The 13,126-nt window shown below is 60.8% G+C and carries 12 protein-coding genes and 1 pseudogene; 4 read left to right on the forward strand and 9 right to left on the reverse strand.

Annotated elements, in window-relative coordinates; all coding sequences use genetic code 11:
- Positions 1-91: 91 nt before the first annotated feature.
- From ABLU95_RS09435 to ABLU95_RS09445, 3 genes are all read left to right on the forward strand, one after another.
- The gene (locus tag ABLU95_RS09435; protein WP_044523748.1) at positions 92-1,291 is read left to right on the forward strand and encodes an MFS transporter; all 1,200 of its coding nucleotides are present in this window, start codon (positions 92-94) and stop codon (positions 1,289-1,291) included.
- A gap of 114 nt (positions 1,292-1,405) precedes the next feature.
- On the forward strand, positions 1,406-1,840 hold the full coding sequence (locus ABLU95_RS09440) for a VOC family protein (protein WP_065881391.1): 435 nt from the start codon (positions 1,406-1,408) through the stop codon (positions 1,838-1,840).
- A 40-nt stretch (positions 1,841-1,880) separates the two neighbouring features.
- Positions 1,881-2,273 carry a VOC family protein gene (locus tag ABLU95_RS09445; RefSeq protein WP_241516452.1) on the forward strand — a complete coding sequence of 131 codons (393 nt, stop codon included), beginning with the start codon at positions 1,881-1,883 and terminating at the stop codon, positions 2,271-2,273.
- Positions 2,274-2,401: 128 nt separating this feature from the next.
- Here the strand turns inward: ABLU95_RS09445 and ABLU95_RS09450 are convergent, their stop codons facing one another.
- From ABLU95_RS09450 to ABLU95_RS09490, 9 genes and pseudogenes are all read right to left on the reverse strand, one after another.
- Positions 2,402-2,989, reverse strand: coding sequence for a DUF1062 domain-containing protein (locus ABLU95_RS09450; protein WP_241516602.1), 588 nt, complete (start codon positions 2,987-2,989; stop codon positions 2,402-2,404).
- Between the two features lie 300 nt (positions 2,990-3,289).
- On the reverse strand, positions 3,290-4,012 hold the full coding sequence (locus tag ABLU95_RS09455) for an amino acid ABC transporter ATP-binding protein (protein ID WP_002908374.1): 723 nt from the start codon (positions 4,010-4,012) through the stop codon (positions 3,290-3,292).
- Positions 3,999-4,763 carry an amino acid ABC transporter permease gene (locus ABLU95_RS09460; RefSeq protein WP_004151161.1) on the reverse strand — a complete coding sequence of 255 codons (765 nt, stop codon included), beginning with the start codon at positions 4,761-4,763 and terminating at the stop codon, positions 3,999-4,001. The genes ABLU95_RS09455 and ABLU95_RS09460 overlap by 14 nt, the downstream gene beginning before the upstream one ends.
- 63 nt (positions 4,764-4,826) lie before the next feature.
- Positions 4,827-5,594: a basic amino acid ABC transporter substrate-binding protein gene (locus ABLU95_RS09465; RefSeq protein ID WP_008804504.1), complete on the reverse strand. Its 768-nt coding sequence runs from the start codon at positions 5,592-5,594 to the stop codon at positions 4,827-4,829.
- A 92-nt stretch (positions 5,595-5,686) separates the two neighbouring features.
- Positions 5,687-6,620 (reverse strand): annotated as a pseudogene (locus tag ABLU95_RS09470) (MurR/RpiR family transcriptional regulator).
- Positions 6,586-7,563, reverse strand: a complete 978-nt coding sequence (locus ABLU95_RS09475) for an ABC transporter substrate-binding protein (RefSeq protein ID WP_168380132.1) — start codon at positions 7,561-7,563, stop codon at positions 6,586-6,588. Before ABLU95_RS09475 ends, ABLU95_RS09470 begins: the two are co-directional and overlap by 35 nt.
- Complete coding sequence (locus ABLU95_RS09480; protein WP_241516453.1) at positions 7,553-8,605, reverse strand: iron ABC transporter permease; 1,053 nt, start codon at positions 8,603-8,605, stop codon at positions 7,553-7,555. Before ABLU95_RS09480 ends, ABLU95_RS09475 begins: the two co-directional genes overlap by 11 nt.
- On the reverse strand, positions 8,602-9,627 hold the full coding sequence (locus ABLU95_RS09485; RefSeq protein WP_241516454.1) for an iron ABC transporter permease: 1,026 nt from the start codon (positions 9,625-9,627) through the stop codon (positions 8,602-8,604). The genes ABLU95_RS09480 and ABLU95_RS09485 overlap by 4 nt, the downstream gene beginning before the upstream one ends.
- Positions 9,624-10,445: an ABC transporter ATP-binding protein gene (locus ABLU95_RS09490; protein WP_023290050.1), complete on the reverse strand. Its 822-nt coding sequence runs from the start codon at positions 10,443-10,445 to the stop codon at positions 9,624-9,626. Before ABLU95_RS09490 ends, ABLU95_RS09485 begins: the two co-directional genes overlap by 4 nt.
- A 505-nt stretch (positions 10,446-10,950) precedes the next feature.
- Between ABLU95_RS09490 and ABLU95_RS09495 the strand changes: the two genes are divergently transcribed.
- Positions 10,951-13,023: a TonB-dependent siderophore receptor gene (locus ABLU95_RS09495; RefSeq protein WP_087775558.1), complete on the forward strand. Its 2,073-nt coding sequence runs from the start codon at positions 10,951-10,953 to the stop codon at positions 13,021-13,023.
- The last annotated feature ends 103 nt before the right edge of the window (positions 13,024-13,126 follow it).

Below are 13,126 nucleotides of genomic sequence, written 5' to 3' on the forward strand. Positions count from 1 at the left end.
GTGACAACGGCCAGGCGATTAATTATTATGCAACTCAGGACGGCAATTTGCCGAAGGATCCACTACTGACCTCTCCGTCATCGGAAATAAAATGTTTAACCCAGACCAGAATCGTCTTGCCCCCACGCTGGCGATGATCATGGCCGCGTCGCTCGTGGGATTTATCACCGGCTATACGGTGCCGTTAATCAGTCTTGAGCTGGCGCAGCAGCAGGTTGCGCCGCTGTACGTCGGCCTGCTGGCCGCCCTGCCGCCCGCCGGTATGATGATCTCCTCTTTCCTCTCTCCTGCGCTGTGCCGGCGCGTTGAAATGGGCGTTCTGCTGAGCGGCAGTCTGATCCTGCTGGCGCTGGCGACCATCGCCTCATGCATGACCACCGATATGACGCTGCTTCTGCTGCCGCGCCTGCTGACCGGCCTGGCCTCCGGGGTCATTATCGTACTGGGCGAAAGCTGGATCACCGGCGGCGCGGCAGGCAGTCAGCGCGCCACCCTCACCGGCATCTACGCCTCGGCCTTTACCGGCTGCCAGCTGGCCGGGCCGCTGCTGATCTCCGTCGGCCCCGCCTGGCAGGCCTCGGCGCTGATGGCGATCGTCGCGGTCACCGCCGTCTGCCTGCTGATGCTGCGCCATCTGCCCACCGGCACCCGCGAAAGCCTTGGGGAGCGCGCCAGCTGGCGCAGCCTCGGCGCCTTCCTGCCGGTACTGGCCTCCGGGGTCTTCTGCTTCGCCTTCTTCGACGCCAGCATCCTCGCCCTGCTGCCGCTGTACGGCATGGACAAGGGGCTTAATGAAGGAATGGCGGTGCTGCTGGTGACCGTGGTGCTTACCGGGGATGCGATGTTCCAGACCCCGCTCGGCTGGCTGGCCGACCGGGTCGGCATTCGCCGCGTGCATCTGGCCTGCGCGGTGGTCTTCAGCCTGTCGCTGCTGGCCCTGCCGCTGATGCTCGGCTCACGCATTCAGCTGATGGCCATTTGTCTGCTGCTGGGCGCCGCGGCGGGGGCGCTGTATACCCTGTCGCTGGTGCGGGCGGGGAAAACCTTTAGCGGACAGAAGCTAATTATGATTAACGCCCTGTTCGGCTTTTTCTGGTCCGCCGGCAGCGTCGCCGGACCGGTAGTCAGCGGCATGCTGATCGGCATCACCGGCTACGATGGCCTGATCGCCACCCTGGTGGCCAGCGGCGGGCTGTTCCTGCTGATCCAGTGTCTGTGTAAAAACGAGAAAACCCTGCTCGCCAGCGAGCAGGAAGAGGACATGGACGAAGCGACGGAGTCCGCGCAGTAGTCCTGACGGCTGGCCTGGCGCCAGCCTTTTTTATGGCCCTTACCGGAGGGTATCCTGTTTTTGCTGGCTCACTGCTGTTAACCATTGCCGGCCCCCCTGCCAGGAGGAAATCATATGGAAAGTAATACGTTACATCGTGGCAGATTGATCGATCATATTCTGCTGGTTGTCGAAGACTTTGAGGCAAGCAAAAACTTCTATACCGCCGTACTGTCGGCGCTGGAGATCCCGGCGATCGCCACCGCCAATGAATACTTGCTGGCTGACGAACTGGTGGTGGCCTCACGCCACAGCCCGGAGGCCGCCGGGAAACTGACAGGGCGCCACCATCTGGCGTTCCAGGCCAGAGATCGCGACATGGTGGACGCTTTTTACCATGCAGCGCTGACCCATGGCGGCCGCGATAACGGCGCCCCTGGCGAACGACACTATCATCCTGGTTACTATGCCGCTTTTGTGCTGGATCCGCAGGGGAATAATATTGAGGCGGTGTACCATGGCGAGGCTGAGCGCAGCGCCGGGTCTGTTGCCATCCGCTTCACGCAGTAAGCGGGCGAGAGTCACCTTTTTGCCGCTACAGGAGGACGCTATGTTTTCATACATTATGCTGGGAACGAACGATCTACCACGCGCCATCGAGTTCTATGACCCGTTAATGGCATTGCTGGGGCACGCCAAAGCCGGCCGTAACGAACAAGGCGCCTCATGGGGCACCTTCAACGGCAACCAGACCTGCGGGCTGTGCGTGGGCGTCCCCTTTGATCAGCAGCCTGCCGGGGTGGGCAATGGAACGATGGTGGCGCTTAACGCCCGCTCCGTCGAACATATTGCGGAACTGCATGCCCTCGCCCTGCAACTCGGCGGACGTGACGAAGGCGCGTCCGGTCACCGACCGCAGTATGGCGACGGCTTTCACAGCGCCTACGTCCGCGATCCCGACGGCAATAAGCTGGCGTTTGTTTATTATGCGTCGGCAGCTTGACTGGCTGCAGCGGAGGGCCTTTTTCAGGCAGTAATGAGTAATTCAGGACGGCCGACTTCGCCGTCCTGATTTCATTGAGAATAACGAAAAACCGCGGTTAAAGCGCTACGGCTTATCTTCCCGACGAGTTATCTACAGCGAAGTGATAACGTAATCCTGCGTCGCGCATACAGCGTTTCCGCCGCCAGCTGAAAATGATATTCCATCGCCTTCAGCTTTTTCGTCTTGAGCTGTTTTAGTGGAATACCCTTGATCTGCCCTGTCGCGACCAACCACCGGATATCAGCCGTACTCAGCTTGAGCTGCTTTTTCAGTATTGATAGCAGGCTGACGCGAAAAGGCTGAAGGACCCGAACGCGCACCATTATTTGCGGGCAAGCCATTAGCCTGACCGACCAATGCTCCTGAATACGAAAATCAGGTTGCCCCGACAGCACAGCGCGGTTGCGCTTCAGCGTCGCGAGGTCAGCGGCATAATAGCGAACCATGGCAGCATCGTTCTGCCTCAGGCGCTGAAGCTGTTCGCGGTTAATCTTGCTGACGTGCAGCCTGGAAAACAGGGCGATATTCCAGGTGTAATCGCAGTGCGTGCATTTATAGATGCTCCAGATATCCAGCAGCTTCTTTTGCGAATTTACCCGGATGGCGCCGGAAGGCGCGAAGTCGCGTTTTACATTGCAGGAGGGGCAGCGTTTGGCAATGTGCTGATACCCCACGGGCGTGACCGTCCATGTAACTGTCATAACGTACCTTTTTTAACCCATACGAAACCGGATCCGTCATTAACGGACCATGATTTTTTGGCGTATGAAAAATAGTTAGTCGCTATTTTTCAGTGGGTTAAAAAAAGATTTCCAACGTTATATTCCTGGAGAAGCCCAAAGCGATACCCGGAGATTAACAAAGGAGTCGTCGCGGGATTTATGAGTTCAGTCAATGTTTATACTGATGATGAAAAATATCATCAATATATCTGACAACACTCAGCGGGCTGGCCTGGCGCCAGCCCGCTCGGTTTACAGCACCTTGCTGAGGAACGCGGCGGTGCGTGGGTTGCTCGGCGCGCTAAAGATCTGCCCCGGCTTGCCCTCTTCCTGAATCACGCCCTGGTCGATGAAGATCACCCGGTCGGCCACTTCGCGGGCAAAGCCCATTTCGTGGGTCACGATCACCATGGTCATCCCCTCGCTGGCGAGGTTTTTCATCACCTCCAGCACGTCGCCCACCAGCTCCGGATCCAGCGCAGAGGTGGGCTCATCGAACAGCATTATCGACGGCTTCATCGCCAGCGCGCGGGCAATCGCGACGCGCTGCTGCTGGCCGCCGGACAGGCTCGAGGGCCAGGCGTCGCGCTTATCGCTTAAGCCCACCTTCGCCAGCAAGGCTTCCGCCAGGTCGACCGCCTGCTGGCGCGGCATATTGCGCAGATTCATCGGCGCCATAATCAGGTTTTCCAGGACCGTCATGTGCGGGAACAGGTTAAAGCGCTGGAACACCATGCCGACGCTTTCGCGCATCTTGTTGAGGTCGGTAGTGCGGTCGTGGGCGGCAAAGCCGTTGACCACCACCTCGCCTTCGCTGACCGTCTCGAGGGCGTTCATACAGCGCAGGAAGGTACTTTTCCCCGAGCCGGAGGGGCCGATGATGCACACCACTTCCTGCGGTTTAATGTCGCAGCTGATGCCGCGCAGCACGTGGCTGTCGCCGAAGCGCTTATGTAAGTTATTAATGTGAATCACTTTTGCCAAACCTCTTTTCCAGACGGTTAACCAGCTGCGCCAGCAGGAAGGTGATCACCCAGTAGACCAGGGAGATGGTCAGGTAGGGTTCCCAGTAGGTGGCGTAGGCGCCGGAGACGGTGCGCGCGGCGTAGGCCAGATCGGCCAGGCCTATAGCCGAGGCCAGCGACGAGTCTTTGACTATGGCGATGGCGTTGTTGCCCAGCGGCGGCAGAATGCGGCGAAACGCCTGGGGCAGGATCACCTTGCGCATGGTTTTCCACCACGGCATGCCCAGCGCGCGGGAGGCCTCCATCTGCCCTTTGTCGATCGACTGGATGCCGGCGCGGAAAATCTCCGACACATAGGCGCCAGCGTTAAGGGTGATCGCCACAATGCAGGAGAGGAACGCCCCGTAGCTGGCGCGCAGCTCGCGGGCAAAGTCGGCGCTCATCAGGCCGCTGGTCACCAGCAGGCCATCGCGCGGGTTAATAAACAGCGGCACCAGCGCAAAGTGCACCACCATGATCTGCACGAACAGCGGCGTACCGCGGAAGGCGCTAACGTAAAAGCGCACCGGAAACTGCACCAGGTAGCGGAGAATATATTTCCATGGCCCGTGCTCGGCCTTCGCCATCCGTCCGAGACCGAGGGTTAACCCCCACAGCGTCCCGAGGATCACGCAGATAATGGTACATTTAATCGTCATCAGGGCGCCGTCCACAAACAGCGGGCCGTACTCCTCGATGATCTCCCAACGGAATCCCGTCATAGTCCTTCCCTAAAAAATACGGCTATCGCCTGGGCGATAGCCGTGGTCACTGAAAAAGGTGGGTTATTGCGCTGGCAGCGTCGGCACGTTGTCGTCGAACCAGGTTTTATAGATTTTGGCGTAAGTTCCGTCGGCAACAATCTTCTGCAGACCGGCGTTGATTTTACCCAGCAGTTCGCTGTTGCCTTTCGCCACCGCGATACCGAAATACTGGCGTTCAAATTTGGCATCCGGCACCAGCTTGAACTGCTTCTCCGGGTGCTGTTTGATGTAGTACTTCACCACCCCGACGTCACCCACCGCGGCGCTGACGCCGTCCTCGAACAGCTCCTGGAGCATCAGCGGGGTATTGTCGAAGCGCTTGATCGCCGTGCTGTTTTTGCCCAGTACCTCAGAGACCACGATATCGCCGGTGCTGGAGTTCACCACCCCGACCTTCTCGTTTTTCAGGGCCGCCAGGGAATCGACCTGCGAATCCTGAGCGACGACGATAGACTGCTCGGCCGGGAAGTACGGCGCGGAGAAATCGACCATCTGTTTGCGTTTATCGGTGATGGTGATCCCGGAGATGATGATGTCGCGGTCGCCGGTGTTCAGCGTGGCGAAGATGCCTTCCCATGGGGTATTGACCAGTTTGACGTCAAAGCCTTCGGCTTTGGCGATGGCTTTGATGATGTCGATATCGAAACCTTCCAGCTGTTTCTGGCTGTTTTCAAATTCAAATGGCCGGTAGGTGCCGCCGGAGCCGACGGTGTAGGTTTCCGCAGCCGCCTGTCCGGCTGCCGTCAGCGCGGCCATCATGAAACACGCTTTGAGCAAATTCTTAACCATGAGATATCCTTTTTATGCATTTATTTTGCATAAAAATACACACACTTACTTTTGTATGCAACCGGAAACCTTCCCGCTGGTGAATTATCTTATCAACTGGCCCGTTTACCGCCGGATTTACCGATGGCCCGGTGCAGGTCGTTGATTCGCTTCAGGGATTTCACCGTTTTTTGTGGCGTGGTCGAGGCCACCGACAGGACAATCATCTCCAGACAGACCAGCACCGTGCCGTGCAGCGGCATCCGGCTACTGTCCCCGCCGCGCGGGACGTCGATCACCACCTGCGCCTCCTGGCTGAAGCGCGAGTCCACCGCCTGGGTCAGCAGGATGGTCGGAATTCCCAGCCGCTTCGCCTCGCGCAGGGTGGTCATCCCTTCGCGATGGGGGGATTTTTGCCCCATCATGATCAGCACATCGCCGCGCTGCAGGCCGATAAGCTGTTCGGCGAGGCTAAAGCCCGTGCGGTTCATCACGTAAGCCGGCAGGCCAATGCGGCTGAACAGCCGGGCGGTGTACTCGGCGAGGATCCCCGAGGCGCCGATGCCGAAGATCCCCACCTGGCGCGCGTCGCTGAGCAACGCCACCGCCTGGGCCACCGCCGAGCGATTGTCGGCCCGCGACAGGACCTCGCAGACCCGCTGGTGCCCTTCAAGCACAAAATCAATACTGGAATTGACGTCGCTGGCGAGTGCGGTGACCGTCGAGCGCATCTTTTCCGCCGAGGTGACCGAGGGGCCGAACCAGCGCTCCATAGTCTGCTTAAGCTCGCGCAGCCCGGCGAAGCCCAGCGCCTGGATGGCGCGCACCACCGTGGCGTCAGAGGTCTGGGTCGCGGTGGCGATCTCCATCGCCGTCTGCTCCAGCACCACCTCGCGGTTGTCGTTGATATAGCTGACCACGGCCCGCAGGCGGGGAGAGAGCTGATGCGCCCGGGCGCGATAGCGTTCGCCGAACAGGTCGACCCGCCCCTTCTCTTTTTTTACCGCGCTTTTCATTTGGCCTCCGCCGGGATCGGCCTGCCGGCAATATGCGACTGCACCTGGGCCACCATCAGAGAGAGCGCGGCGTAGGAGTTGGAGATCACCTCCTCCCGCGGCAGCAAAATATAGCGCCCGGTGCGGCAGGCGCGCATAAAGTCGCACCAGCCGGGCATCACGCCTTCCATCGCCTGCAGCTCATCCTGCGGCTTACCGCCGGTATCCGACCGCCAGGTGGCGAAGACAAAATCGGCGTCCAGCTCCGGCAGCTGTTCCGCGCTGACGTCAATTCGCTGGCCGTCGGGGATCCGCTCAATCAACGGCGGAAAGCGGAACCCGGCGTCGCGCAGCACCCGGCCCAGCGCGTGGTAAGAATGATGCACCGTGACCTTGCCGTTGTTCGCCTGGATCACCGAGACGCTGTACTGCGACGGGTTGACCATCGCTTTCAGCTGCTTGATTTGCTCCTGATAGCGGCGCTCGAGGATCGCCAGCCGCGGCTGGGTGCCGGTCAGCTGCGCCAGCTTGCGGTAAATCTCCGGGGCGCTGCCCTGCAGATGGTCGATGCTCACCGTCGGGGCAATCTTCTCCAGTTGCTCCACCGACACGTGACGGCTGGGCTCGGTGATGATCAGATCCGGCCTGGCGGCGGCCACCGCTTCCAGATCGATATCGGCGGTGCCAATAAAGCGGATATCGCTATTGTCGAAATCGACGCCGGTGAGCTGGGCGCTGGAGCGCAGATAGTGGCTGCCGTCCGGTCGCGTCCGGCCGTGGCTGGCGATGGGCGGCGCCCCGAGCTCAATCAGCGGAATGGTAATGTCGAGATCGTGCATCGAAACGATACGCTGCGGATGGAGCGGGACGGTGACCGTGCGGCCTAAATCATCGGTAAAAGTCTGAGTTTGTGGGTCGGCGGCGCTGACGGCCCCCGTCAGCAACAGCAGCAATGAGACGAACCAACGCATAATACCTTCCTGGTTAAAGGGCATCGCGGCGACGCCAGAGCAAGACAACAAAAAACGGGCAGCCCACCAGGGCAATAACAATCCCCGCCGGGATCTGCAGCGGCGCAAACGCCAGCCGGCCAAGGGTATCGGTCACCAGCACCAGCAAGGCGCCAATCAGCGCGCTTCCGCTCAGCAGCGATACCTGGCCGCCGCGCAGCACAAAACGCGCCATATGAGGCGCCATCAGGCCAACAAAGCCCAGGCTGCCGACGCAGGAGACACTGGCCGAGGTCAGCAGCACCGGGGCGAAAAAGCGCAGCAGTGTGAGCTGCTGGAGACGCACCCCAAGGCCGATGGCGGTCCGGTCGCCCAGCAGCGCCGCGTCCGCCGCCCGGGCGGTACAGAACAGGATGATGGCTCCGGGCAGCGCCCAGCAAAAGGCCACCGCCAGCAGCGGCCAGGTGGCGGCCTGCAGGCTGCCCGCCAGCCAGATCATCGCCGTCTGCACGTCGCGAACGTCGGCGGTGGTCATAAAGATGCCGACCGCCGCCGCCAGGGTCCAGGAGACGCCGACGCCAATTAAAATAAAGCGCGGTCGCGCGCAATCGCGCGTCAGCGTCAGGACCAGCAGGGCCACCGCCACGCCGCCGACCATTCCCGCCAGCGGCCGCCAGACCAGGCCTACCGCCGGGAAAAACAGCACCAGCGCCAGGACCACAATGCTGGCCCCCTCTTTGACGCCGATCAGCCCCGGGTCGGCCAGCCCGTTGCGGGTGATGCTCTGCATCGCCGCGCCGGCCAGCCCCAGCATAGCCCCGCACAGCAGCGCCATCAGGATCCGCGGCAGGCGGATATCAAACAGAATAAAGCGCGGCTGCTCGCCAATCTCCTGCGGCGCCAGCAGGGCCCGCGCCAGCGTCGACGCGGGCAGCGGATAGCTGCCGCGGCTGAGGCTGTACAGCCCCAGCGCCAGCAGCATCAGCAGCATTAAGGCGGCAATGTTAAGCGCCGCCGGGCGCAGCAGCAGCTGGCGGGAAGCGAAAACCAGCGGCCGAAAGCCGGCCCGATGGACGGCGCGCATCATTTAAAAAACCTCGCGGCGATAAAGATAAACAGCGGCGCGCCCACCAGGGCGGTCATCGCCCCGGTGGCCAGCTCCTGAGGGGCGACCAGCGTCCGGGCGGCGATATCCGCCAGGAGCAGCACCAGCGCCCCTACCGGCGCCGCCAGGGGCAGCGCCAGGCGGATATCTTCCGTCACCAGACGGCGCACCACGTGCGGCACCACCAGCCCGACGAAGCCGATCGGCCCGGCCACCGCCACCGCCGCGCCGCAGAGCAGCGCAATCGCCAGCAGGCCCAGCAGCCGGGTCTGGACGAGGTTCACGCCGAGGCCCAGCGCTACCTTATCCCCCAGCGCCAGCACGTTGAGGCGCGAGGCAAGGAACAGCGCAACGCCAAGGCCGATCAGCGCCGGGACCAGCGCCGTCCGCAGCGTGCTCCAGTTCAGCCCGGCCAGATCGCCCGCCAGCCAGGTGCGCATCGCCAGCAGCGTTTGTTCATCGAGAATTAATATCGCCGCCGTCACCGCCGACGCAAACGCCGACAGCGCTACCCCGCACAGCGTGATGCGCAGCGGCGTCGCTCCGCCGCGACCGGCAGAGGCCAGCGCCATCACCCCGCCGAACAGCAGCGCCGCGCCGCAGGCGGCCGTCAGCGGCCGCGCGGCGGGGAAAGCGCCGAAGGAGAGCCCCAGCGCAGAGGTCGCCACCACCGCCAGCGACGCGCCGGCGTTAAGGCCGAGGATATGCGGCTCGCCCAGCGGGTTGCGGATCACCGTCTGTAGCAGCAGCCCGGCGACGCCGAGCGCCGCGCCGGTCAGCAGCGCCGCCGCCAGCCGCACCAGGCGCAGTTCGACGATTATCCGCTGATCGAAGTTACGCGGGTTGTACTCCAGCAGCGCCTGCAGCACCGTCTGCGGGGCGATCCAGCGGGCGCCCAGGCCAAGATGCACCAGCGAGCCGGCAATAAGCAGCAGTGTAAGCAGGAGCAGCGCCAGCCGGGGACGGGCGCGCCGCCGCGCGGGATGCAGGCTAACCACGCTCATTGTGCCGCCGCCTGGCGGGCGCGAAACGGCATAAAGAACGGTTTGCCGGTTTGCGGGTTAATCGACATCTGCACGTCAACGTCAAACACGCGTTTAATCAGCTCAGGGCTACAGACTTCACCGTCGCTAATCGTGCCGGCGATGCGCCCCTGTTTAAGGAATACCAGCAGATCGGCATAGTTGACGGCAAAGTTAAGATCATGGAGCACCGTCACCACCGTGCGGCCATGCTCGCGGGTCAGGGTCTGTAGCAGTTCGAGAATATCGACCTGATAGCGCAGGTCGAGCCAGGTGGTCGGTTCATCCAGCAGAATGGTCGCCGTTTGCTGGGCCAGCGCCATGGCGATCCAGCAGCGCTGACGCTGGCCGCCGGAGAGGCTGTCCACCGGCAGATGAGCGAACTCGCGGGTGCCCGTTAAGCGCAGCGCCTCTTCCACCGCCAGCTCATCGGCGTCGGACCACTGGCGCATCAGCCCCTGCCACGGGAAGCGACCGCGCGAGACCAGTTCGAAAACCGTTAACCCTTCCGGCGTCAGCGGCGATTGCGGCAGGATGCCGAGCTGGCGCGAGACGGCCTTCGTCGGCATCTGATGAATGGCTTGCCCGTCCAGACGCACGCAGCCGCCGAGCGGTTTCAGCATCCTTGCGATGGTCGACAGCAGCGTGGATTTGCCAGAGCCGTTCGCCCCGGCCAGCACCGTCATTTTGCCGGTGGGGATGGTCAGGTTGATGTCGTCAACGATCAGGGTCTGGCCGTAGCCGGCCGACAGGGCATCCAGTACGATCCCCTGCTCTGCAGGTGTCACCCGCTGTGGCATAACTCGCTCCTGCGCCGCAGCGTTCCAGGCGATGGCTGGACATTCTGCAGTCAAATCAAAATAAATCTCATTCTCTTTTGATCATGACGGGGATGAATGTAGTAGTCAATAGTCGCCATCGTCTTCAGGCGCGGACGATGACTACAGCGAAGCCGCGCCAACGCAATAGAATCAAAATAGAATAATATCAAATAGATAACCACATGACATTCCCTGATGGAGGTGTTTAAAACGCCCTGTTCCCCGCCGCTGATTTTTTATCTTATATAACGTTTACTACTACATTCCTTCATGGTTGAATGATTCTCAATTACACGCATAAAGGCGCGTTCAGACGCTAAATCGCGTGTTTTTATTATTCAGGGCAATGATTTTATTGGCTTTATCTGACCGCAAAGGCAGATTCGTTCACGAGAAAAAGATAATGACTCAACCCCATGTCGCCTTCACCTCGTTGCAAGGGCGGGCGCTTTTTTCGCTTCTTTTTTTAGCCTCACCGGGATTAGTGGCCGCGGAAAATCACGCGGCGAAAGATAACAACGATGCGGAAGAGACCATCACCGTGGTGGCCAACGACGCCCGGCAGAGCGCCACCAGCGGCTATCAACCGCTCAGCTCCTCTACCGCGACGCTGACCTCGATGCCGCTGCTGGATATTCCGCAGGTGGTGAATACCGTCAGCGATCGGGTTCTCGAAGATCAGCACGCCACCTCGCTCGACGAGGCGCTGTATAACGTCGCCAACGTGGTGCAAACCAACACCCTCGGCGGCACCCAGGACGCCTTTACCCGCCGCGGCTTCGGCGCTAACCGCGACGGCTCAATCATGACCAACGGTCTGCGCACTGTTCTGCCGCGCAGCTTTAACGCCGCCACCGAACGGGTGGAAGTCCTGAAGGGGCCAGCTTCGACGCTGTACGGTATCCTCGACCCCGGCGGGCTGATCAACGTCATCACCAAACGTCCGGAGCGGCAGTTCTCTGGTTCGGTTTCCGCGACGTCCACCAGCTTTGGCGGCGGTACCGGCAGCTTCGACGTCACCGGCCCCATCGAAGGCACGAATCTGGCGTATCGGCTGATTGGGGAATACCAGAATGAGGATTACTGGCGCAATTTTGGTAAAAACAAAAGCAGCTTTATCGCCCCTTCCCTGACCTGGTTTGGTGAACGGGCGACGGTGACCGCGTCCTATTCGCACCGCGACTACAGCGCGCCCTTTGATCGCGGCACTATTTTCGATCTGAATACCGGCCATGCGGTGAACGTCGATCGCAAAACCCGCTTCGATGAAGCGTTTAATATTACCGATGGCTATTCCGATCTCGCTCAACTCAACGCCGAGTATCGCCTGAACGACGCCTGGACCGCGCGCTTCGATTACAGCTACAGCCAGGATCACTATAACGATAACCAGGCGCGAGTAATGGCTTATGATTCGGCGACCGGCAACCTGACCCGTCGGGTCGATGGTACTCATGGCTCCACGCAGAAGATGCACTCGACCCGTGCCGACCTACAGGGCAACGTGGTGGTGGGCGGCTTTTATAACGAACTGCTGACCGGCGTCGCCTATGAGAATTACGATCTGCTGCGCACCGATATGCTGCGCTGCAAGAACGTGAAAGGCTTTAATATCTATCATCCGGTCTACGGCACCCTCGACACCTGCAATACCGTCTCCGCGTCCGACAGCGATCAGCGGATCCAGCAGGAGAGCTATGCCGCTTACGTGCAGGACGCGCTGTACCTGACCGACAACTGGATCGCCGTCGCCGGCGTGCGCTACCAGTATTACACCCAGTACGCCGGTAAAGGCCGACCGTTTAACGTCAATACCGACAGCCGCGATGAGAAATGGACGCCGAAAGCCGGCCTGGTCTACAAAGTGACGCCGAACGTGTCGCTGTTCGCCAACGTCGCCCAGTCGTTTATGCCGCAGTCGTCGATCGCCAGCTATATCGGCGAGCTGCCGCCGGAAGAGTCCACCTCCTACGAAGTGGGCGCCAAATTCGACCTGCTGGAGGGCATTACCGCCAATATCGCGCTGTTTGATATTCACAAGCGCAATGTGCTGTACACCGAGAGCATTGGCGATGAGACGGTGGCCAAAACCGCGGGCAAGGTGCGTTCCCAGGGCGTGGAAGTGGATCTGGCGGGGTCCATCACCGATAACCTCAGCGTGATCGCCAGCTACGGCTACACCGACGCCAAAGTGCTGGAAGATCCGGATTACGCCGGGAAACCGCTGCCGAACGTACCGAAACACACCGGTTCGCTGTTCCTGACCTATGACATTCATAACGTCTACAACAGCAACACCCTGACGGTGGGCGGCGGCGGCCATGCGCTCAGCAAGCGCTCCGGCACCAACGGCGCGGATTATTATCTACCGGGCTATGCGGTGGCGGACGTGTTTGCCGCCTATAAGATGAAGCTGCAGTATCCGGTAACGCTGCAGGTGAATGTGAAGAATCTGTTTGATAAGACCTATTACACCTCTTCCATCGGCACCAATAACCTCGGCAATCAGATTGGCGATCCGCGTGAGGTACAGTTCACGGTGAAGATGGATTTTTAAGCCGGACCATGGCGTCGCGCCGGATATTCATTGCCGGGCGGCGCTGCACTTGCGCCGGCCTACGTTTCCGTGACATTTGTCGCAGTTCGTAGGCCCGGTAAGG

The organism is Klebsiella sp. GG_Kp146, assembly GCF_040061975.1.
Classification (GTDB): domain Bacteria; phylum Pseudomonadota; class Gammaproteobacteria; order Enterobacterales; family Enterobacteriaceae; genus Klebsiella; species Klebsiella quasipneumoniae.